The organism is Streptomyces sp. NPDC044106, assembly GCF_056433985.1.
In genome coordinates this window covers 246,594-267,730 of record NZ_JBWKFZ010000002.1, presented here as the reverse complement: position 1 = coordinate 267,730, position 21,137 = coordinate 246,594, and the positions used below count along the sequence as shown (strand labels likewise).

Sequence of the window (21,137 nt, the reverse complement as noted above, 5' to 3'; positions counted from 1 at the left end):
TGAGGCCATGGAAGGGGCTGATGCCATGGAAGGGCCTGAGACCTTGCAAGGGTCCGAGGCCACACAAGGGCATGAGGCTTCCGGGGCGCACTCCGACCTCGGGCGGTACGACGTCGTGGTGCTCGGCGCCGGGCCCGCGGGCCTTGCCGGTGCCGTACGCGCGGCCGAACTCGGCCTGACCGTGGCACTGTTGGACTCAGCGGGCCGACCGGGCGGCCAGTTCTACCGACACCCGGCCCCGGCCGCACGCGCCACCCGACCCGAGGCCCTGCACCACGACTGGCCCCGCTTCGCCGACCTGCGCGACCGCCTGGAGGCGAGCAACGCCACCCTGCTCTTCGGCCACCACGTGTGGACGGTGACGCGCGAGTCCGAGAACGACTGGACCGTGCACGCTCTCGCCGGCGAGGACGGGTGGGGCGGGGCGGGGGACACGGGTGAGGCGGGCAGGGCGGAGGACGCGCGTGAGGCGGGCAGGGCAGGCGGTCCGAGCGGGCCGGGACAGCGGCCGGTGATCGTGCGGGCCCGCACGATCCTCCTCGCCACCGGCTCGTACGAACGCCACCTCCCCTTCCCCGGCTGGGCCCTTCCCGGCGTGGTGGGCGCGGGCGGCGCCCAGGCCATGCTCAAATCCGGTCTCGCCCTGCCCGGCAGGCGCGTGGTCGTCGCGGGCAGCGGGCCCCTCCTGCTGGCCGCGGCCACCTCGCTCACGGCGGCCGGGGCGGAGGTACCCGCACTGATTGAGGCGTCCGGATATCTCGGCTACGCCCACCACCCCCGCGTACTCGCCGCCCAGCCACGGAAGCTGGCGGAGGCCGCACTCCACGGCACGGCGCTGCTGCGCCACAAGGTGCGTGTGCGCACCCGACACGCGGTGACCGAGGCGCACGGCACGGACCGGGTGGAGGCGGTGACGGTGTCCCGTCTCGACCACGGCTGGCGCCCGGTACCGGGCACGGGGCGCCGCATCGCCTGTGACGCGCTGGCCGTCGGCCACGGCCTGATTCCGCAGATCGACCTGGCGACCGGCCTGGGCTGCGCCACCCACCGCACCGCCGACGGCACGCACGCCCTCTCCCTCGGGCCACTGCAGGAGACCTCCCTGCGCGGGATGTGGGCGGCGGGCGAGACCTCCGGCATCGGTGGCGCGCAACTGGCGATCGCAGAGGGGGAGTTGGCGGCCCTTGCCATCGCCGCCAGGCTGACCGGGCGACGCCCTGCCCCGGCCTCGTACTTGCGCACCCTGCGGCGCGTCCGCGACCGGATGCGCGCCTTCGCCGACGTCATGGCCGCCGCGCACGCGCCGGGCCCGGGCTGGCTCAGGTGGCTCTCCGACGACACGGAGGTGTGCCGCTGCGAGGAGGTCACCGCGGGCCGCGTCCGCGAGGCCGTCACGGAATACGGCGCCCATGACGCACGCACCGTGAAGCTGCTCACCCGGGCCGGCATGGGCTGGTGCCAGGGCCGCATGTGCGGGTCGGCGGTGGCGTGCCTCGCCGCGTCGCCGGGCCCCGTGCAGGGACCTGCCCGTCCCATACAGGGACCTGCCGACCCCCGACCGCAGCCGTCCCCGCCCCCGGACCGCCGCCCGCTCGCCACCCCCGTACCGCTGGCGATCCTGGCCTCCCTCCCGGAAACCCCTCAGCCGGAATCCCCTCTGCCGGAGACTCCTCTGCCGGAATCACCACCCGTGGAACCACCCCCACCGGAAACACCACCGTCGGAAACACCACTCCCGAAGCCGCCCCTTCCAGAGGCCCAGCCCTCCGAAACACCGAACGCCTCCCTCCCGGACAACCCTGCCGCCTAAGCCACCCCAGCCCCCTCAGCCCCCTCACTCCCCCCAGCCGCCTCTACCGCCCCCACCTCCCCCACCTCCCCTCCCCACCCCACCGCACCCGACAGAAGGGCAGCCCTCATGACCTCAGCCACCTGGACCGCCGAACGCCCCTGGCGCGGCATCATGGTCGCCACCGCGCTCCCCCTGCGCGAAGACCTCTCCGTCGACTACGACGCGTACGCCGAGCACGTGCGCCACCTCATCGGCAACGGCTGCGACGGCGTCGTCCCGAACGGCTCCCTCGGCGAGTACCAGACCCTCACCGACGACGAACGCGCCCGCGTCGTCCGTACCGCCGTCGAGGCCGCGGGCGACGGGGCCCGCGTCATGCCCGGCGTCTCCGCGTACGGCAGCGCCGAGTCCCGCCGCTGGGCCGAGCAGGCGGCGGACGCGGGCTGCGGTTCCGTACTCCTGCTGCCGCCGAACACCTACCGCGCCGACGAGCGGGCCGTGCGCAACCACTACACCGAGGCCGCCAAGGCCGGGCTGCCCGTGGTCGCGTACAACAATCCCCTCGACACCAGGATCGACCTCACCCCGGAGCTGCTGCGGCAGCTGCACGGTGACGGCAGCGTCGTGGCCGTGAAGGAGTTTACCGGGGATGTCCGCAGGGCGTACGAGATCGCCGAGCTGGTCCCGGACCTGGACCTGTTGATCGGAGCGGACGACGTCCTGCTCGAACTCGCCCTCGCCGGCGCGGTCGGCTGGATCGCCGGCTACCCGAACGCGTTCCCGGCCTCCTGTGTCGAGCTCTACGACGCCGCCTACGCCCGTGACCTGGACACGGCGCTGCCCCTCTACCGTTCCCTGCACCCGCTCCTGCGCCAGGACTCCAAGACGGAGTTCGTGCAGGCGATCAAGTTGTCGATGGACATCGTGGGCCGTCGCGGCGGCCCGACCCGCCCGCCGCGCTCCCCGCTCTCCGGCCCCACGGCGGACCTGGTGCGCTCGGCCACCGAGAAGGCGCTGGCGGCGGGCCACCGCTGAGGCACCCGCCGCCCGCCAAGCCTCCCCCCGGCTGCTTGCCGATAGGCCCCCGCCACCGCGCCGAGACCGAGAACCGGAAGGGACCCATGCGCACCCGCAACGTCTTCCACGCCGTCGACTCGCACACCGAGGGCATGCCCACGCGCGTGATCACCGGTGGCGTCGGGGTGATCCCCGGAGCCACCATGGCCGACCGCAGGCTCCACTTCGTCGAACACCTGGACCACCTGCGCACCCTGCTGATGTACGAGCCGCGCGGCCACTCCGCGATGAGCGGCGCGATCCTCCAGCCCCCGACCCGCCCCGACGCCGACTACGGAGTGCTCTACGTCGAGGTGTCCGGGCTCCTGCCCATGTGCGGCCACGGAACGATCGGCGTGGCCACCGTCCTGGTCGAGACCGGCATGGTCCAGGTCACCGAGCCGGTCACGACGGTCCGCCTGGACACACCGGCGGGCCTCGTCTCCGTCGACGTACGCGTGAGCGACGGGGCGGCCACCTCGGCCACCCTGACCAACGTCCCCGCGTTCTGCGTCGCGCTGGACCGCAAGGTCGAGGTGCCGGGACACGGCACGGTCACGTACGACATGGCGTACGGCGGGAACTTCTACGCGTTCGTCCCGCTCGACGCGCTGGGGCTACCGTTCGACCGGGCGCGGAAGGACGACCTCCTCGCGGCGGGCCTCGCCGTCATGGACGCGATCAACGCGTCACCGGAGCGCCCGACGCACCCCGAGCAGCCGGACATCACCGGCATCAAACACGTCTACCTCGCCGCACCCGGCTCGGACGCCCGCCGCTCCCGGCACGCGATGGCGATCCATCCGGGCTGGTTCGACCGCTCACCGTGCGGAACGGGCACCTCCGCGCGCATGGCCCAGCTCCACGCCCGCGGCGAGCTCCCGCTTGACCGCGACTTCGTCAATGAGTCGTTCATCGGCACGGAGTTCACGGGCCGGCTGGTGGCGGAGACGGAGGTGGCGGGCCGGCCGGCGGTCGTCCCGCGCATCACCGGACGGGCCTGGATCACCGGCACGGCCCAGTACTTCCTGGATCCCGACGACCCCTTCCCCGCGGGCTTCGCCCTCTGACGCCCGAAGCCTCGTCTCCCTCTCCCCCAACTGACAACGTGACATTGTACGTTGGTGATCCGCGCGGGCGCGGGGACCACCGGAGGGGACACCATGGGGCACCTGAAGCAGAAGAACCTCATCACCACCAGGGAGCGGCTGCGCGACCAGGTCGGCCACGCGCTGCGGGCCGCCCTGATCTCCGGAGAACTGCGCCCCGGCGAGATCTACTCCGCGCCCGGCCTCGCCGAGGACTTCGGCATCTCGGCGACACCGGTCCGCGAGGCGATGCTCGACCTGGCGCGGGAGGGCCTGGTCGAGCCGGTCCGCAACAAGGGGTTCCGGGTCACCGAGGTCGACGAACGCGATCTCGACCAGTACACGGAGATCCGCAGCCTGATCGAGGTCCCGATGATCGGCCGGATCACCCGGACCGCGGCCCGCGAGGACCTGGAGGTGCTGCGTCCGGTCGCCGAGGAAATCGTGCGCGCCGCCCGCGACCACGACCTCATCGGCTATCTGGAGTCCGACCGCCGCTTCCACCTCTCGCTGCTCGCCCTCTCGGGCAACGACCGACTGGTCGAGACGGTCGGCGACCTCCGCAAGCGCTCCCGCCTCTACGGCCTGACGACCCTGGACGAACGCGACCAGCTGACCCCCTCGGCCGAGGAGCACATCGAGCTCCTGGACCTGATGCTGTCCGGCGACGCGGAGGCCGCGGAGCGCTGCATGGCGCGGCACCTGGGCCACGTGCGCTCCCTGTGGGCCGACGAACGCGCCACGACCCCGCACCCCGCGCGCTGACCACCCACGATCGTCTGTGGCGTGGTGCCGCGATCTCTGGTCAGCCCAGGGCCGCCACCGCACCCGCAATGAGGGAGCGGGCCGCCGCTCCCCGTGCGGCCTGCTGTGAGAGGCGTTCAAAGGCGCGGGCGTACAGCTCGACCTGACTCGGCTGTGTGAGGGTGGAGGCGGCATCCAGCGTGTCAGCGTGCACCCTCTGGTCGTCGAAGATCGTGAAGGTCGGCATGGGCCAGATGGCCCGCTGTGCCGAGAACGGGACGATGCCCACTGCGACGTTCTGAAGTTCCACGATCCCGAGTAGGTGGCCAAGCTGCGCCGCCATGGTGTCGGCGCCGCACAGCCGGTATCGCAACACCGACTCCTCCAGCACGAAGGAGAACCGGCGTCCGCCCTTGCTCAGCACCTCGTTACGCCGTATTCGAGCTGTCACGGCGTCGCTCACGTCATCCGGTGTCCCACGGAAATCCGCAATGGAGGAGAGCAACGCGGAGGCATACCCCGGAGTCTGAAGGAATCCGGGAATCACGTCGGATACGTAGACGCGGAAGGCTTTAGTTTGTTGGTACAGGCCGCCGGTGCTCTCTTGGAGTCTCCAGAGACCTGTTCGCTGGAGCCGCTTCCACTCCACATGTGCTTCAGCAGACTGCCTGTTGACCGCGATCAGATCGGGGGACTGTTCCTCGGCGGCGCAGGCCCGGCACCACGCTCGGATGTCGGCATCGGACGGAGGCGTCTTGGCGTTCTCGATCCGGGACGACTTCGATTCCGACCAGCCGCACCTGACAGCCAGCTCCCGCCCGCTGATTCCCGCGTCCTTCCGGATCTCACTCAGGCGGCTCGAAAGATTCTCTCGGGCCTTCTGGACGCGTGAAGAGGGGTGCGGGGTCATGAAGCTGGCTCTCGTCAGATCTTGTACTGGTGGTGCGGGATCGCTCGCTCCCAGACCGCTTCGAACGCGGCGCAGCACAGTTTCACGGCTTCCGGATCGGCCGTGATCTCGTCCTCCACCACCGCGCCATCACCCGAGAAGTGGTGCACCCGGAGCAGCGTGTCATCGAACAGCCAGAAGTCGTTCCCCGGCAGGGGGACAGTTGTGGCCCGCCGTCGTGGCAGCCAGCGGACTCGCTCACCTGCCGTGACGTTGGCGTGGGTGACGTAGTGCTCCCAGCGGATGTACTCCGATACCGGCTCGGAGACCACCCGCGCCCTTCGGATCACCACGCCTCTGGCCACTGTGTCAGCGATCATTTGGTCATAGGGGTGCCACCAGGACTCGCGATCCTCCCAATTGATCCGCTCGCCACGCTTCCACGCCTCAAACCGGTCCGTTGTGGCATACGAGTCGCGCAGCTCCAGGTGGACAGCGGATCGCTCGCACTGGCCAAGCAGCTCAGCGAAGCTGGGCACGCTCGACGGCATTACACGCCTCCCTGATCATCGGAATCATCCGGGCCGGAATCCTGACGATGGCCTCGCTGTCGGGCACCGGGCCATTCGCGGGGCTGGTGCCCTCGCATTCCGCCTGCGTCTCTGGGGTCGGCTTCCACCCCTGCAACAAGATCTCCTGCGCTTCCTCGTCCGCCCACACGGTGGGGCAGTGGTCCCGGTCAGTGTCAGGGTCGATGCCGACGAACTTCGCAGCCATGGCTGGCTCCCTGGTCCAGGGGCTTGCTCGGACTTGCACGAGCATCGCCGACCAGTAGAGACACCGTCAATACAGCCACCGGCCACGCTAATTGCTGTGCAAGCTCGTGCAAGTTCGTGGACCGGAGGCGTCGCTCGCGAGAACGATGCGTACATGGTCTGCGACGGCCGTTGGCCCGGGTGTCTTGTACGTGCCGAAAACGGGTCAGTACCGGCTCTAAGTCCGCCCCAGCACTGACCACACAGGAAGGCAACCATGCCCGAAACCGGAACCGACCTGTACAGCCTGCCCATCGACGGCGTCACGTTCCTCAAAGCGTGCGGAGGCAACACGCACCCTGACGGCGAGGCTTGCGCCACGCTGGCGAAGATCGACCCCCACGCATGGGCGTTGGGCGACAGCAAGCGGCCCGGTGCGGAGCCGCTGCGCTTCACCACCGAGGAACTGAACGCGGCCGGTATCGACCCGGCCCGCTTCGGCCTGTCCGTCTGACGGCCATCCCTGGCGCCCCCGGCCCTGACTCACCCCCGAGAGACAGGGCCGGTCGGGCACCCCCTCTTCTTCCTGCACTGAACGGGACGACAGTTGCACCACCACGGCTACCTGTGGACCGGCTCCAAGCAACGGTTCGACGACGAGGCACTGCGACGGCCCCCGCACCCTGACCCACCACCGGCCGACAAGCCGGAGCTGACCGCGCGGTACAAGGAAGTGAAGGCGGAGTTCCCGACCGTGGAGCTGCCACCGCTGGAAACGGCCCACTGGCTGATCAAGCCCGCGAAGCTGGTGTGCGGCACCTGGGAGGAGCCGAAGGAAGCGGCGGAATGGCTCGGGAACCAACTGGCCAAGTATGCGCCCCGGTTCGCCTCCGAGTCCGACCGTGACAGCACGCGGCCGGCACTACTGGTCCACTCCGCTGCGGAACGGCTGAGCTGGGGTGGAGACGTGTCCCACGGCTTCTACCTGGAAAGGCCCGCATTCCTGTCCGTAGCTCTGGTGACGTGCTCCCCGAACCGTGCCGCACCGGACCTTACCTGCCCGACTGTCCACACCTGATGAGGGGAGCACACCACGATGCCCCGTTCGATCCTGCGGTATACGAAGCATCGGATCACTCAGCAGCCGGACACAAAGGCGACGTTCGCGGCGAAGTGCCTGACGTGCGGGTGGGAGGCTAAGCCTGCGCCCCCACGGCGAGACCGTCGATGTGGAGTGCATGAGCCACACCGGTCGGACCCAGCACAATCGGTTCCGACGCCTGCGCGGAAGGGGTTGGAGTCGGCGAGCGGTACCGGACGCTTGGTCTTGGGCGCGGCCCCCGGGGTCTGCCTGGGCGTCGGGCGGTAGGCATCCATCTGCACGACCGTGGCGCGGTTTTCCTCCCGTTCCGAGGCGGCCGGCATGGGATCGCGAGAATGGGAGACCGGTTCCGGAGCGTGAGGGGAACTGTCACCGCGGAGCGTGAAAACGCTCTTCGGCCGTGGCTCCCACGTACGGCAGGATCTGGGACGACGTGGCCCGACCGCCGTGCATCTCGATCCGGGCTCGGACCTTGTCCGCCAGGCTGAGCGGCTGGCGCTTGCCGTGAGCGGTGACGCCACCGTTTGCGGCCCGACCTGCGGCGATGCGTACGGCGTCCTGGACAGAACGGTGCAGAAGCTGGCTGCGTCCAGTGCCTCTCGAATCGGCCTTGCAACCCTGGTCTGACCTGGGAACTCTCTGGACTGTCGGTCACGTGGTTGGTCACGCCGCACCCCAGAAACGCAGAAGACCCCAGATGAACTGGGGTCTTAGCTGGTGTCCGAGGGGGGACTTGAACTCTCCACTCGGGCACCAGCACTTTAGTTAGCTGACCTGGGACAACGCCCTCGACACGCCGCAGGCTTGACCAGCGCCGTTGGTCATGCGTTCCCCCTGTTTCGGGCCGTTTCGGACCGCTGTTGGTCATGCGTTGGTCACGTGACCAACCTTCCCTCACTCCGAGCGCGGCGCCGGTCCCGTGCCTCCTCTTCCCCGCCTCAGCCAAGGACTTTATGCAATGACGCGCATAGTCGCGATCCTGCATAGACGGCGCACCCACCCCGCTCGTACCGTCGTGACGTCCGGCCCGCAGGGGGCCCGCAGCAGGGGGTTCGTAGCCATGGCGCGTGAGGAACTGACCCGACTTACCGGCAACGGGAACGGCAACTGCAACAACGACGACTGTCCGAACGTATACAGGGCCTCTGACGGCTCCATCGTGGTGCAGGGGGACGCTGACGCCACCTTCCAGCCTCCGGCCGGGGAAGCTCTCGTTCGTATCCCTGAGAACGTGCTGAGGGAGGCCGTACGTGCTCTTGGATGGTGAGGACTGGACTGCCAAGGTTCAGGGGTTCAAACAGGAAGCGTGGCGACTGGAGACGCTGCCCTGGTACAGGGTGCCGAGCGAAGATGGGGATATCCGGGACTTCCTTTCCGGGCAACGGCTGGACCCTGAGAACTACTCTTCCGGCTACACAGAGGGCTTGAGGCGGATCAGGAGAGAGGGAAGGTCCAAGGGGCGCGTCCACATCATCACGCGACCTCTGACGGACTATCTTCGGTTTGAGTTCATGTACTACGACGTACACGAAGTCGCCGGGGATGACATCCGCATTCTCGACGTGACAGACCGCTCCAATCCTCTCGAAGGGGTTCAGGACTTCTGGCTCTTCGACCGGTCCGAAGTGGTTCTCATGAACTACGCGGAGGACGGTACGCAGATCAGTCGGGAACTGTACGAGGGTGATCCCGCGCCGTACGTCGAGTACCAGAGAATCGCGCTCGCGGAATCAGTGCCGTTCAGGGAGTACGTGAACCGGTGGCCATCGAGCCTGACCAGCTAGACCAGTCGGGCCGTGAACTAGCGGCCATGCTGAAGCAGCTACGCAAACAAGCCGGGCTCTCAGGAGTCCGGCTTGCCGCGCGTTGCAATATGAGTCAATCGAAGATCAGCCGGATTGAAGGCAACAAAACTCGCCCTTCACTGCTGGACGTTGAACAACTCCTACGGGGCCTTGAGGCTTCTCCCACCCTAGCCGCTGAGGTAATGGCCCTGGCTAGGATCGCGCAGACTGAATGGCAGGATGGCAGGACTCTTCGCAGGAAGGGTCTCGACAAGAAGCAGGTACAGCTAGCCGGGCTCGAAGCTTCATCGACTACGTTTCGATACTTCCTTCTGTCAATGATCACGGGACTCTTGGCTACGCCTGAGTACGTCCGCGCCAGCCTGACCCAGGCCCCTCCAGAGCAGCAGGCCAAAGCGGTCGCCATGAAGCTGGACAGGCAACGAGTGCTGTTCGATCGATCCAAGCACTTCACTTTCATTCTGACCGAGCAGGCCGTCAGGTACCCGCTCATCCCGCCTGATGAGCTAGCGATACAGATTGACCGTCTCGCTTCTTTGACTCACCAGCCGAACATTCGGCTCGGCGTAATACCCATGGGTGTTCGCTTCACATCCGGGGCCCTGAACACTTTCACGGTCTACGACGAGACACTTGCGACCGCTGAACTGGACCTCGGAGCCATCGTATTCCGCGACAGTCGCGACGTGCACGACCTGATTGGCCGCTTCAGCAGGTACGAGGAACACGCACTCTTCGGAGAGCAAGCTAGGGAGCAACTAGCGGCATGGGCAGCACACTGCCGTCGATGATCTTTATTCGACAACGCGCATAACGCTAGAGGTTCCATGCCTCCGGGCCGAGGATGTAGCCATGCCGACCGAACCGAAGAAGGACAGTCAGAAAGCGCCGCAGGGTTGGCGAATGGACCCAATCCCCAGCCGTCCGGCTTACCGGGATGATGGTGGGAACATTCGTGTGCCCATGTGGTTGACGAAGAACGGTCGGCATATGGCAGACACGGAAATGGTTCTGCTTCCGTCTGAGGCCGCCTTGCTGGCGGACAACCTGACCAACGCCATGCGGGACAGCTCCCGATCGATGCTGCATGAGTTGTTCCGGGAGTCGGCAACGGCTCTGAGTCCCGGCGTTGTGTACGTGTCAAAGTCGGAGCAATACCAGGTCTGAGCCTGCCCCGTCACTCCCACAGGAAAGGCACATCCATGCCCGGAACCGACCTGTACAGCCTGCCTCTCGACGGAGCTACGTTCTTCAAGGCGTGCGGAGGCAACACGCATCCGGACGGCGAGTCGTGCGCGACACTCGCGAAGATCGGCCCCAGCGCGTGGGCGCTGGGCGACAGCAAGCGCCCCGGTGCGGAGCCGTTGCGCTTCACCACCGAGGAACTGGACGCGGCCGGGATCGACCCGGCCCGCTTCGGCCTGTCCGCCTGACGGCCCTCCCTGACGCCCCCGGCCCTGGCTCACCCCCGAGAGACAGGGCCGGTCGGGCACCCCTCTTCTTCCTGCTCTGAACGGGACGACAGTTGCACCACCACGGCTATCTGTGGACCGGCTCCAAGCAACGGTTCGATGACGAGGCACTGAGACGGCCCCCGCATCCTGATCCACCTCCGGCCGATAAGCCGGAGCTTGTCCAGCGGTACAAGGAAGTGAAGACGGAGTTCCCGACCGTGGACCTGCCACCGCTGGAAACGGCCTACTGGCTGATCAAGCCCGCGAAGCTGGTGCGCGGTACCTGGGAGGAGCCGAAGGAAGCGGCGGAATGGCTCGGGCGACAACTGACCGAGTACGCGCCCCGGTTCTCTTCCGAGTCAGAGCGAGACAGTACGCGGTTGGCACTACTGGTCTACTCCGCTGCCGATCGGCTGGGCTGGGGCGGCGACGTGTCCCACGGCTTCTATCTGGAGAGACCCACATTTCTGTCTGTAGCTCTGGTGACGTGCTCCCCGAACCGTGCCGCACCGGACCTTGTCTGCCCGACTGCCCACATCTGAGGAGGGGGGACACCACGATGCCCCGTTCGATCCTGCGGTACACGAAGCATCGAATCACTCAGCAGCCGGACACGGAGGCGACGTTCGAGGCGAAGTGCCTGACGTGCGGCTGGGAGGCCAAGCCTGCGTCGGACGGTGCGTCCGTCGATGTGGAGTGCATGAGTCACACTGGCCGGACCCAGCACAATCGGTTCCGACGCCTGTGCACATCGGTCGCTCTGGTGGAACGGGCCGAGTAGGCCCGAAACAACGAAAGAGCCCCGGCCAGAAAATGGGCCGGGGCTCGCTTTGTTGGTTGGTTAGAGGAGCGCTCGGAAGGGGTTGGAGTCGGCGAGCGGCTCCGGACGCTTCGGTTCGGGTGTGGGCTCCGAGGCCTGCTTGGGCATCGAGCGGTACGCGTCCATCTGCACAACCGTGGCGCGATTCTCATCACGCTCTGGAGCGGCCGGCATCGTGTGCGGAGTCGAAACCGGCTGCTCTACGTGAACGGGAGTGTCACCGCGGATCGTGAAAACGGTGGCCGGTCGGCCGGTCTTACCCGAGCGGTCCACCGTTACGACGATTCCGGGCAGTGCCTTGACCTCAGCGGCCGACGCACCCACGTACGGGAGCACCTGCGACGAGGTGGCCTGACCGCCGTGCAGTTCGATTCGGGCTCGTACCTTGTCGGCGAGGCTGAGCGGCTGCCGCTTCACCTTCGGAGCATCGGCCCCCTTGTTGATCCGTACCGCGTCCTGAACGGAGCGGCGAACCAGGGTGAAGGCGGCCGTCAGGTTCTCGTCCGTGATGGTCTCGGAGCACTCGGAGGCGGCCAGGCAGGCGGCCACCCTGAGCGTCTGCTCTGCGGTCCGCTCGATGAACACGGCCTGACCCTCCGGCAGGGTCTCACCCAGGATGCGGGCGTACCGGCGAACGGTTCGCCACAGGGGCCGGGCGTCCTCGGAGAGAGTGATCACGCGGGGGCGGGCGGTGGCCCACCCGTAAGCGTCGGACAGTTCGGAGCCGTCGACCTTCGGCAGGCTCACGCGGTCGTCGTCCAGCATCGGGACGGACCCGAGGAGGAAGGGCAGGATGCGGTTGTACGAGCCTCCGGCCGCTTCTGACTCGCCCACGTACTTGGCCCAGTCGGACGGAGTGATGTGGGAGTGCAGGACCAATGCGGGGTCGCGGACTTCCTGCGCCTCTTCCTTGGTCGTGTTGCGCAGCGTTGCGCCGTCCCAGGCAGCGCGGAGTTTGGTGGTGAACGACGGGTCCCGCTTTACTCGCTTCAAGACCTCGGTCCATTCCTCTTCGATCACCAGGGCCCGCACGTCCCGCCCGTGCTCGGTCTCGGCCGTGGCCTCTTGTTGCTCCCACAGGTGGTGCACCATGCTCGCCCCGGACGTGATGCCGGATGTGGTGTGCGTTGCCAGGAAGCGGCCCAGGGAAGCGTCCAGGACGTGAAGCGCGGCCCGCAGCGCGGTTCCCTTGCCCCTGCCCGTTCCGGCGACCAACGCACTCCACAGAAGCACGGGCCGGGCGGAGCCACGGGACGACACCTTGACCGTGCCACCAATCGCGGCCGACCACATCGACAGGGCGGCCACGTACACCCCCAGGGCGTCCGCTTCCAGGAAAGGGGAGATCTTGCGGACGGCGCGGCCGATGGGACCGTACAGAACGGGGGTGTTCATGCTGCCTCTATCTCGAAAAGGGTTGCTTGGCTGGCCTCTGGCCGGGGAGGCCGGGCGCACTCAGCGCCCGGCATCGTGGGGGCGGCGCTCAGGCCGCTACCGCTTTTCCCTCGGATGCGTCCTGGTGAGCCAGTTCGTAGGCGTGACGGACCTGCATCGGGACGCGTCCCTGCACGGAGAGGTTGGGCCACCCGTTCTCGCGGGCCCATGCCCGGATCACACGGTTACGCTCCCGGTCGCTCATCCCCGACCGATCGACCTTGGCAGGCTCGGGGAGAGGGTCACTACCAACGAACTCACCGGAGAGAACGGCCGACTTGAAGCGGCCGGGCTTCCTCACGTCCATGCACGGAATGCCACGCTCGGACGCGTCCCGCAGCTTGTGACCGTTGCGCTCCCCGCCCTCACCCAGGATGAGCAGGACAGTGGAGCCATCGGCACGGCCCACCACCTCGAACCCTGCCCGGCGCACTGCCTCGCGGGCCGACTCCCAGTCGTACCCCGGCACCTCCCCCGCCAACATCACGGAAGGCACAGGCTCAGGTTCTGCCGCTCCCTCGCTCACGTCCTCCGCATCACGCTCCGACTCGGCAACAGGTGACGGCTCAGCCACGGGCACGGGCTCAGGTTCGGGAGCCACGATTACAGAGTCAGACTCAGTCTCCGACTCGTCAGCGTCCGGCAGACCAGCCCCCAGGGCATCCACTAGATACCCGCCGAACGTGGCCGCGTGTTCCGTGCACAGGTCCCACGCACGGGCCCCCAGGGTCAGCGTGTCGGTTGCCTCCACCTCGCTCGCATCCCGAGCTATGTGGGCATCGCAGTATCGACGCTGAACGGGAATCATGACGGTCCGGAGCATGGGTGCACGAATCCTTAGATAGGGAGGAGCGGTGAAGTCTCGGTGAGTGGCCGGAGTGAGTCTCTGACGGCCTCCGCATTTGGCGCTGCGGTGTGAGATCAACTCTGCCGATCTCCTATCACGGAACGGTAACGGAAAGATATCTAGAGTATTACTCTCGCGAATTCAACGACGGGGGTAATGGGAATTGGGAAGTGAATAGGACCCACCAGGGGTGCCTTCTTTCCACCGTTTGTTTGCCAATCAATTTTCAGCACTCGAAGCACGATTCCGGATCGTGTCGGCGGCCGTCGTTCCACGGTTCCGCTGTCCCATCCGTGGCCAGCCAGGCGGCGTGAAGGCACCAGGCCAACCAGCACTCTGAGCAGGTGTTACGGCACTCGATGCCCGCCTTGTGCTCCTGCTGCCTGGCGGGCTCGTACGGTGGGCTGACGTTCAGCTGTGCCCTGCGCCGGGCGAGTTTCTTACTCATCTCCCATCACCCACCCAAGGGCGCGCATTCCCTCAGGGGTGAGCCCGAGATCCTTGGTCAGGTGCCGGTATTCCATGTGCTGAGTGTTCGACGCTGTACCGGCCAGGATCGCAGACCAATAGACGACCACCGCTGCCACAATTCCGACGGTCGAGTCATCCCACTGCGATGCCTGTGAGGTCTCCCACAGTTCCTTCCAGTAGGCCCGCTCATGCTCCGACCAATCCCGGCCCTCCGGTATATCGGGTACGGGCAATCCGTGATCGAGCGGCAAGACAGTAATCCGCTGTGCCTCGCGATAGCGGGAATGGGGAGAGTGCGGGGCGCGTGGCTTGGGCATGGTGGAACCTCCGGTGTAGTCGCAGATTGTGACGGCCGGCATCGCGGCCGTATCGACTGAGCGTGAACGGGAGCGCCCGGAGCCCTCGCCAGGGCTCGAAGCAACAAAGAAGGGGCCTCTGCCGTTTCGGCAGAGGCCCCGGACCATTTCCTTCAAGAGCAACCCGTGACGTGGGTCAGGCGAGCTTGAGGCCGACCGAGCGCCGCTCGTCCAGAACGGTCGAGCCGACGTAGGCGTCCATGATGGAGCGCTGGTTCAGGCTGTCGTCGTTGAAGGTCATCAGCCAGCGCATCGAGTAGCCCTGATGCCCAGCCGAGGCGGAGAATTCACTCCGCACCACAGGCGGCGAGCAGACCGCCATGGCGAACGCCGAGCCGACGTAGGCAACGGCGGTCATGTCAGCCAGAAACGGCGAGTACACGACCGTGAAGCCGTACGCCTCACCGATGATGCCGCCACGCAGCGCCTCATCCGAACCGGCCTGGGCGACCTGAGAAAAGTTGTCGTCCTTCAGCAGGACGTTCTTCACGTCCGGGGAGACAGCCAGCCAACGGCGGCCCGCTGTGCGGCTCTTGTCCAGGACCGTGCCTGCGTCGATGATCGCGTGCCGGGGCTGGGTTGCCTTCATCGTGATCAAGCCCGGAGCGCCGTCGGCGGTGCGCTGGTTCATCGTGTTGGCGATGTTCTGTTCCAGGTAGTCACCGACTCCCGCGGACTGGGGAAGCGTGACCTGCTTCTCGAAGGTGTAGAGGTCGAAGCGCATCTCCTTGTCGGTGATCTCCACCGCCGAGAGGGCGTGGTCGGTGATCTTCAGCTCGATGGTCGTGTCCTTGACCGGCTGCACCATGCTGTTCACGGAACCGTTGAAGTTTCCGGCCTTAAGCACCTCTGGACGGCGGATACGTACCGAGTCACCAACACCGCCCCGGAAATCTTCCTCTGCATCCCGGTGCACAGTGTGTGCCAGTCCCTTGAATCCCACCAGCATGTCAAGGGCCGTGGAAGCAACAATCTTGGATATGGCGAAGCCGTTTTCAGACTGAACGGCTTCCTGGACGGTCATGGGCTTCTGATCGGTCATAGAAACTCCTGCTTAAGTCATCAAAATGGGAAGGGGAATCGTGCAGAGTCAGGAGCCCTCACGGATCAGGGCGTCAACAGCCGTGGCCTTGCGACGCTGCTCGGTGTCCTCACCCGTCATGAGAGACAGCAGCGGCGAGCACAGATGCCGCGACGCCAGCACGAGCATCCGAAGGCTCGGAGTGGTCTCCCCGGACTCCCACCGGTAGACGGTGGAGGGAGCCACAACCATTTCGTCAGCCAGCTCTTCGACGGACAGGCCAAGAGTGATACGGCGGGCAGTGAAAGCATGACGATCGAACATAAGGAACTCCTTGCGATTGATTGCTGAAACGCGAACCTGTGGGCAAAAGGAAACCCCCGTCCACCGAGAGGCGGACGGGGGTTGAAGGGACTGCGAGGGAAGTCATCTCACCCTATGCGTCGGTGAGATCTTCGTTGCGACTCTCGGTGACCCACGGAAGTGGGGCACAGCTCACACCGTGAGGTGAACTTCCCTCTCACTAATAATGTCGGCGTCCCCGCGAAGATCAGGGGACGGATACACGTGAAATTGAGACGCCCGTCACGAAGCGGGCGAACAGAATGCTGTAAACGCCTGGGCTGGCAGCAGGTCAAGTTTCAGTACAGGAGATGGGCTAGTCCCGAAAGACTGGCCCTTCTCCATCTCTCCTCAAACCACCCAGGCCACTTGGTAGAAATCACTCGGTAGGAGTCCCTTGGTGGGACTCCCTTGGTGAAACTCACTAGGTAGTAGGTCAGTGTGACGTGTGGTCGTATTCCCTGGCCCTGGCTCGCACATCTGTGAAGCTGTGTCCGTGATCGTGCCGGGGGATCGTCAGCCAATGGATGTCGCAGTCGCCCTTGCCCCTCGACTTGTGCTCCACCCACAACCACCCCTTTTGACGGCCGTACTTGATGGCTCGGCCCACGGTGCTGAGTGACGCCCCGGATGTCTCCGCTATGAGTTCCTGCGGGGCCCGCAGGTCGCGGCCGGTGTCGAAGGTGGCGAAGAACGACGCCGCCGCAAGGACGTGCTTGTACTTTCCGGGCACGTCGGGACAGTTCCATAGGGCCCGTTCCCACTCGTAGCGGATTACAGACCTCGGCGTCCGGGCCGAGCTAATCAACTCCCCTTCGCCGGTCCCGTTCACGCTCCGGAAGGCCGGCCGTGACCCTTCGCGCGGTTCGGTCCGCGCAATCGGTTCGGCCCTCTCCCAGGCCGGACGCTTGGCGAACGGGTCTGCGTCCAGGAAGCTCACTGCGCCCCCTGCTCGTCCAGCCACCGGTCAAGGTCATGGCGGCGGCAGCGGAGCGCCTGTCCTACCTTCTTGAACGGGATGCCCTGGGCCTTGTGGTTGTTGTAGATCCAGTGCTTCGGGCGGCCCAGATACTCGGCCACCTCGTCCACGGTCATCAGCTTGGTCAAAGAATCCTCCGAGAAAAAGAAAGCCCCCGATGGCCTCGGGGGCGTGGTCATGCAGGCGTGCAGAACGGGGACTACCGGGCTTCTCCCGCATCTGGCAGGGAATCGAGTACGGCCGTGGCCTTGTCGGTCAGTTCCCCACCGGCCTTGCCCGCGAGGGAACTCAAGTACCCGTCCCTGCGGGCCTTCTTGAGGTGGTCCCGGACAGTCTCCGGCCGTCGCTCGATCAACTGTGCCAGCCAATCGACAGGGCGACGCGCGCCGATGCTCGTCATCTGGACGTACACAGCCGACAGCATGACCAGGTAGGGAGCCGAGACCCCTTCGAGAGCGAGTAGCCGTCCGGCCGTCTTCGCCGCCTCCTCGATCGTCTGTGTGATCTCCCGAGCACCTTCTTCAAGGCTGGGGGCGGCCTTCTGTGCCGCCTGGACCGCTTCTGTGAGGTCGAGCCTGCGCAACACGGTGGTGGAGATGCCGCGCGCCACGTCGCGGGCAGGGGCGTCCTGTGCCTTCTCGATCGTGATGCGCTGTGGTCCTCCGGTCACCGGCCCGCTGGGCCACCACATGCGGATGTCCCACGCTCCCTGGTGCTGGGTGATCTCGAATCCGTTCTCGTCTCCATCCATTCCAGAACCGTACCACGGAGGGTGGTCCACCATTGGTTGACAAGAGATGGTGGTCCGTGATCAAACTGAGAGTGCCGGAGCGACGCACCGGCCCGGACCGGCGCACCGCCGACCGGCAGAGCAGACGAGAGAGCACCACCACCCGTGACAAAGCGTGGAAACGGGCTCGGCGGCACCCCCGTGGAGATCAAGCGGACGGGACGGCCGAACACCTGGGGTGTACGCACGCCCCTGCACTTCAACCCGGCAACAGGCAAGAAGGAGCGCTACTGGATAGGCCGCGAGTACAAGACCAAGACCGAAGCGGAACGAGCGCTCCGGCAGTGGCACAGCGATCACGAGGCGGGCGCCCTCACGCCCCGCTCTGACATGACCATGGGGCAGCTCATGGATTCCTGGCTCGCCAAGCACCGGGGCGAGGACACCACCAAGGAAGGCTACGAGCCGAAGATCCGGCTGCACATCAAGCCCCACATAGGAACGGAGAAGGTAGTGGAGGTGACAGACGATCGCCTGGACGAGCTGTACCGGCTCCTGGAGACCAAGCCCATTGACGGCAACGACAACAAGCCGCTCGGCCCCAAGAGCGTCCGCCACGTCCACAACATCATCTCGGCGGCCCTCGACTCCGTAACCGGACCAAGGAAGCTCCTCACAGTCAATCCCGCCCACACCGCCAATCCACCGACCGAGCGGCAGATCAAGGCGGCACAACCCGACTTCCCCACCCTCAACGATCAGGAGACGGCGCACTTCCTGAAGGAGATATGGGAGCCGTGCAAGAACCGCGTCTGTGACGGGTTCATGCATCACTGCCTGCGGGACGCTCCGCTGTGGACCTCCTACGCGGCCACCTCATGCCGCCGCAGCGAGACCTTGGGGTGGATGTGGGACCTGATCCACTGGGATGACTGCGCCATCGAACTGGCCTGGGTCGTCGTCGAGGAAGGCAATACCTACAGGCTCCGCAAGCTCACCAAGGACGGTGACGACAACGCGATCATCTACGTGGACCAGGCCCTGATGAATGTCCTCAAGTGGCAGTGGGAGCGCCAGCAAGCCGAGAAGGAACGGCTCGGACCGCTATGGGTAGATCACGGCCTGGTGTTCGCCCGCGACGGGTTCAAGCTCCAGAAGGGCCGAGAGGCCGGAGGCCCGCAGGACCCTGAGAAGGTGTCGGCACGCTGGCGGACGGCTCGCAATCGGCTGCACCTGCCGGACGACTTCCGGCTGCACGACTGGCGGGCCTCGAAGATCACGAACGATCTCGACAACCACGAGAACCCCGTAGAGGTCTCCGCTAACGCCCGGCACCACTCGCCTGGCTACACCATGAGCCGCTACGGCAGGCGTCGCGCCGAGGGAGCCAAGAAACTGGCTGCGTCCAGCGCCTCTCGAATCGGCCTTGCAACCCTGGTCTGACCTGGGGAATCTCTGGGCTGTTGGTCACGTGGTTGGTCACGCCACACCCCAGAAAAGCAGAAAACCCCACGTGAAGTGGGGTCTCAGCTGGTGTCCGAGGGGGGACTTGAACCCCCACGCCCGTTAAAGGGCACTAGCACCTCAAGCTAGCGCGTCTGCCATTCCGCCACCCGGACCGGGTGTCTGCCGAGCGGGTGTTCCCCGCGGCGACATGGACAACAATACCAAGGTTTCGGAGTGCCTTTCACCTGCGTATCCGCCCGTCCGCCGGGGGATGCACGGTGGCCCGCACCCAGCGGCCTACAGTCTCACTATGAGTGACGGGTCGATTACTGATACCGCTGGGGCGCTCGGCGACATGAAGGTGCGTCGGCCCCGGATGCTGTCCCCGCTGCGCGAGCACCTGCGGGACACCATGTGGTTCGCGCCGACCGCGGCGCTGGTGGCGGCGATGCTCCTGTGGTGGGCCGCGTCGGAATTGGACACCTTGATCGTGGAGACGCTGCGGGACAACGGCGACTACGACGGGATCAAGGACCTGATGGGCATCGCCGAGGACGCCAGGGCGGTGATCAGCACCATCGGCAGCGCCATGATGACGTTCATCGGTGTCGTCTTCAGCATCTCGCTGGTGGCCGTCCAGATGGCCAGCGGGCAGTTCAGCCCCAGGGTGGTGCGGCTGTACGTCCGGTCCCGCATCACCAAGATCACGCTTGCCGGGTTCATGGCGACGTTCCTCTTCTCCCTGATGACGCTCACGTCGTTCGACAGCGAACGGGACCCCCGGCTCCTGACGAGCGCACCGCTGGTCGAGGCGGTGATCGCGATGGCGATGGTGCTGCTGAGCCTGCTGTTGTTCGTGGCATACGTGAACGGGACGGTGCGGATGATGCGGATCGGTTTCGTGATCGACAGGATCGCGCACGAATCGTTCCGGGTGGCGGTGAAGCAGCCCACGGAGCTTCCGGTGGACACGGAGCAGCTCGGTCCCGAGACCGCCCGGGTCACCCACCGGGGCAGGGCAGGCGTGCTGCGGGACGTGAACATCGCGCGGGCCGTGCGGGCGGCCCGGCGCCAGGGGATCGTGCTGCGGCTGATCCCGCGGATCGGTGACTTCGTGGTGCCGGGGACGCCCGTGTTCACGGTGCACGGCGGGACCGCGCCTTCGCGCCGGGCGCTCGGCTACACCGTGTACGTGGGCGTGGAGCGCACCTTCCACCAGGATCTCGGGTTCGGTCTGCGGCAGCTCTCCGACATCGCGCTGCGCGCCCTCTCCCCCGCGGTGAACGATCCGACGACCGCCGTCCAGGCTCTGGACCGCATCGTGCAGTTCCTGGCGTCGATCGCCCCGTACCCCCTGGGCGCGCTCGGGCACCGCGACCGGCACGGGGCACTGCGACTCGTACAGTCCGTGCCGGACTGGACCGCCTTGGTCGATCTGGGGTTCACCGAGATCAGGGGGTGCGCGGCCGGTAACCCCCAGGTCACGCGCCGCATGCTGGCCGGTCTCGACGATCTGCTGCTGCTCGCCCCCGAGGATCGGCGCGAGCCGCTGCTGCGGCATCGAGGGCTCCTCACGCAGGCGGTGGAGCGCTCGGTGCCGGAGGCGGCGGACCGCGCGTTCGCGCTCCTCCCGGACCGACAGGGCATCGGCTGACATCTGGACGGACAGGGCATCGGCTGACGTCCGGAACGGCAGGGCATCGGCTGACGGACCCGTACCGTTCCATGGACATGTCGGTGTCGCCCCTCCGCGAGCACTCCCGTCTCGCCCCGGGCATCACACCATGCGGTGATGGCTCGGGAAGTTGCCCGGCAGCCCCTCTTCCGCGGGGCCCGGGTCACGGCACGCACGAGCAGCTCGCCGCGCACGAACGCGCCGCGCCAGGACCCACCGAACCCACCGAAGAGCTCCTCCCTGTCGCCGCGCGAGCGTGGTTGGCGGACAGGGTCCGGCCGTCGGTCCGCCATATGCCGTGACCACCGTGTCTGTCCGGATGCACTCCCCT

26 protein-coding genes, 1 tRNA gene and 1 pseudogene are annotated in these 21,137 nt (G+C 66.6%); 15 read left to right on the top strand and 13 right to left on the bottom strand.

Translation table 11 applies throughout. The features are described from left to right. Positions 1 to 25 precede the first annotated feature (25 nt). The 4 genes from AC07DI_RS03980 to AC07DI_RS03965 all read left to right on the top strand — a co-directional run bounded on the left by AC07DI_RS03980 (position 26) and on the right by AC07DI_RS03965 (position 4,701). Positions 26 to 1,810, top strand: a complete 1,785-nt coding sequence (locus AC07DI_RS03980) for an FAD-dependent oxidoreductase (RefSeq protein WP_478901991.1) — start codon at positions 26 to 28, stop codon at positions 1,808 to 1,810. A gap of 108 nt (positions 1,811 to 1,918) precedes the next feature. Next, positions 1,919 to 2,827, top strand: coding sequence for a dihydrodipicolinate synthase family protein (locus tag AC07DI_RS03975; RefSeq protein ID WP_478901989.1), 909 nt, complete (start codon positions 1,919 to 1,921; stop codon positions 2,825 to 2,827). Between the two features lie 86 nt (positions 2,828 to 2,913). Then, on the top strand, positions 2,914 to 3,918 hold the full coding sequence (locus AC07DI_RS03970) for a proline racemase family protein (protein WP_478901987.1): 1,005 nt from the start codon (positions 2,914 to 2,916) through the stop codon (positions 3,916 to 3,918). 93 nt (positions 3,919 to 4,011) lie between these two features. Further along, the gene (locus AC07DI_RS03965) at positions 4,012 to 4,701 is read left to right on the top strand and encodes a GntR family transcriptional regulator (RefSeq protein ID WP_478901986.1); all 690 of its coding nucleotides are present in this window, start codon (positions 4,012 to 4,014) and stop codon (positions 4,699 to 4,701) included. Positions 4,702 to 4,741: 40 nt separating this feature from the next. Here the strand turns inward: AC07DI_RS03965 and AC07DI_RS03960 are convergent, their stop codons facing one another. The 3 genes from AC07DI_RS03960 to AC07DI_RS03950 are packed head-to-tail and all read right to left on the bottom strand — an operon-like array spanning position 4,742 to position 6,346. Continuing rightward, entirely contained in the window at positions 4,742 to 5,590 is an 849-nt protein-coding gene (locus tag AC07DI_RS03960; protein ID WP_478901984.1) for a helix-turn-helix domain-containing protein, read from the bottom strand. Between the two features lie 14 nt (positions 5,591 to 5,604). After that, positions 5,605 to 6,120, bottom strand: coding sequence for a DUF6879 family protein (locus AC07DI_RS03955; RefSeq protein WP_478901982.1), 516 nt, complete (start codon positions 6,118 to 6,120; stop codon positions 5,605 to 5,607). Continuing rightward, positions 6,092 to 6,346 (bottom strand): hypothetical protein, encoded by a 255-nt coding sequence (locus AC07DI_RS03950; RefSeq protein ID WP_478901981.1) that lies wholly within the window; start codon positions 6,344 to 6,346, stop codon positions 6,092 to 6,094. Before AC07DI_RS03950 ends, AC07DI_RS03955 begins: the two co-directional genes overlap by 29 nt. Positions 6,347 to 6,601: 255 nt before the next feature. Between AC07DI_RS03950 and AC07DI_RS03945 the strand changes: the two genes are divergently transcribed. From AC07DI_RS03945 to AC07DI_RS03905, 9 genes are all read left to right on the top strand, one after another. Then, positions 6,602 to 6,838 (top strand): DUF397 domain-containing protein, encoded by a 237-nt coding sequence (locus AC07DI_RS03945; RefSeq protein ID WP_478901979.1) that lies wholly within the window; start codon positions 6,602 to 6,604, stop codon positions 6,836 to 6,838. Between the two features lie 93 nt (positions 6,839 to 6,931). Next, entirely contained in the window at positions 6,932 to 7,402 is a 471-nt protein-coding gene (locus AC07DI_RS03940) for a hypothetical protein (protein ID WP_478901978.1), read from the top strand. A 1,084-nt stretch (positions 7,403 to 8,486) separates the two neighbouring features. After that, a complete protein-coding gene (locus tag AC07DI_RS03935) occupies positions 8,487 to 8,693 on the top strand; it encodes a hypothetical protein (protein ID WP_401812502.1) in 207 nt (68 codons plus the stop codon). Further along, a complete protein-coding gene (locus AC07DI_RS03930; protein WP_401812292.1) occupies positions 8,677 to 9,210 on the top strand; it encodes a DUF6879 family protein in 534 nt (177 codons plus the stop codon). Before AC07DI_RS03935 ends, AC07DI_RS03930 begins: the two co-directional genes overlap by 17 nt. Then, positions 9,186 to 10,022, top strand: coding sequence for a helix-turn-helix domain-containing protein (locus AC07DI_RS03925; protein WP_478901976.1), 837 nt, complete (start codon positions 9,186 to 9,188; stop codon positions 10,020 to 10,022). Before AC07DI_RS03930 ends, AC07DI_RS03925 begins: the two co-directional genes overlap by 25 nt. 61 nt (positions 10,023 to 10,083) lie before the next feature. After that, positions 10,084 to 10,398: a hypothetical protein gene (locus tag AC07DI_RS03920; protein WP_401812288.1), complete on the top strand. Its 315-nt coding sequence runs from the start codon at positions 10,084 to 10,086 to the stop codon at positions 10,396 to 10,398. A 35-nt stretch (positions 10,399 to 10,433) separates the two neighbouring features. Next, the gene (locus tag AC07DI_RS03915; protein WP_401812286.1) at positions 10,434 to 10,664 is read left to right on the top strand and encodes a DUF397 domain-containing protein; all 231 of its coding nucleotides are present in this window, start codon (positions 10,434 to 10,436) and stop codon (positions 10,662 to 10,664) included. 92 nt (positions 10,665 to 10,756) lie between these two features. After that, positions 10,757 to 11,227, top strand: a complete 471-nt coding sequence (locus AC07DI_RS03910; RefSeq protein ID WP_478901975.1) for a hypothetical protein — start codon at positions 10,757 to 10,759, stop codon at positions 11,225 to 11,227. A gap of 17 nt (positions 11,228 to 11,244) precedes the next feature. Then, positions 11,245 to 11,466 carry a DUF7848 domain-containing protein gene (locus tag AC07DI_RS03905; protein WP_478901973.1) on the top strand — a complete coding sequence of 74 codons (222 nt, stop codon included), beginning with the start codon at positions 11,245 to 11,247 and terminating at the stop codon, positions 11,464 to 11,466. 60 nt (positions 11,467 to 11,526) lie between these two features. On the opposite strand, the gene AC07DI_RS03900 is transcribed toward AC07DI_RS03905, so the two are convergent. The 8 genes from AC07DI_RS03900 to AC07DI_RS03865 form a co-directional block, all read right to left on the bottom strand. Continuing rightward, positions 11,527 to 12,900: a DUF3987 domain-containing protein gene (locus tag AC07DI_RS03900; protein WP_478901972.1), complete on the bottom strand. Its 1,374-nt coding sequence runs from the start codon at positions 12,898 to 12,900 to the stop codon at positions 11,527 to 11,529. 88 nt (positions 12,901 to 12,988) lie between these two features. Continuing rightward, on the bottom strand, positions 12,989 to 13,762 hold the full coding sequence (locus AC07DI_RS03895; RefSeq protein WP_478901971.1) for an Lsr2 family DNA-binding protein: 774 nt from the start codon (positions 13,760 to 13,762) through the stop codon (positions 12,989 to 12,991). Positions 13,763 to 14,226: 464 nt separating this feature from the next. Continuing rightward, on the bottom strand, positions 14,227 to 14,574 hold the full coding sequence (locus tag AC07DI_RS03890) for a hypothetical protein (RefSeq protein WP_401812278.1): 348 nt from the start codon (positions 14,572 to 14,574) through the stop codon (positions 14,227 to 14,229). A gap of 175 nt (positions 14,575 to 14,749) precedes the next feature. Next, entirely contained in the window at positions 14,750 to 15,655 is a 906-nt protein-coding gene (locus AC07DI_RS03885) for a major capsid protein (protein WP_478901970.1), read from the bottom strand. A 48-nt stretch (positions 15,656 to 15,703) separates the two neighbouring features. After that, positions 15,704 to 15,958, bottom strand: a complete 255-nt coding sequence (locus AC07DI_RS03880) for a helix-turn-helix domain-containing protein (protein ID WP_401812274.1) — start codon at positions 15,956 to 15,958, stop codon at positions 15,704 to 15,706. Between the two features lie 454 nt (positions 15,959 to 16,412). Next, entirely contained in the window at positions 16,413 to 16,709 is a 297-nt protein-coding gene (locus tag AC07DI_RS03875; protein ID WP_478901968.1) for a hypothetical protein, read from the bottom strand. Positions 16,710 to 16,912: 203 nt separating this feature from the next. Further along, positions 16,913 to 17,083 (bottom strand): helix-turn-helix domain-containing protein, encoded by a 171-nt coding sequence (locus AC07DI_RS03870; protein WP_469922053.1) that lies wholly within the window; start codon positions 17,081 to 17,083, stop codon positions 16,913 to 16,915. 71 nt (positions 17,084 to 17,154) lie between these two features. After that, positions 17,155 to 17,706, bottom strand: coding sequence for a hypothetical protein (locus AC07DI_RS03865; protein WP_478901967.1), 552 nt, complete (start codon positions 17,704 to 17,706; stop codon positions 17,155 to 17,157). A 144-nt stretch (positions 17,707 to 17,850) separates the two neighbouring features. Here AC07DI_RS03865 and AC07DI_RS03860 point away from each other — a divergent pair, with 144 nt between their 5' ends. Then, positions 17,851 to 19,128, top strand: coding sequence for a tyrosine-type recombinase/integrase (locus AC07DI_RS03860; RefSeq protein WP_471215988.1), 1,278 nt, complete (start codon positions 17,851 to 17,853; stop codon positions 19,126 to 19,128). Between the two features lie 88 nt (positions 19,129 to 19,216). Here the strand turns inward: AC07DI_RS03860 and AC07DI_RS03855 are convergent. After that, positions 19,217 to 19,304 (bottom strand) — tRNA-Leu (locus AC07DI_RS03855). A gap of 137 nt (positions 19,305 to 19,441) precedes the next feature. On the opposite strand from AC07DI_RS03855, the gene AC07DI_RS03850 reads away from it, so the two are divergent. Continuing rightward, positions 19,442 to 20,785 carry a DUF2254 domain-containing protein gene (locus AC07DI_RS03850; RefSeq protein WP_478901966.1) on the top strand — a complete coding sequence of 448 codons (1,344 nt, stop codon included), beginning with the start codon at positions 19,442 to 19,444 and terminating at the stop codon, positions 20,783 to 20,785. Positions 20,786 to 20,908: 123 nt separating this feature from the next. On the opposite strand, the pseudogene AC07DI_RS03845 reads toward AC07DI_RS03850, so the two are convergent. Then, a pseudogene (locus AC07DI_RS03845) lies at positions 20,909 to 21,069 on the bottom strand (aldehyde dehydrogenase family protein); the annotation flags it as partial. Positions 21,070 to 21,137: the final 68 nt, after the last annotated feature.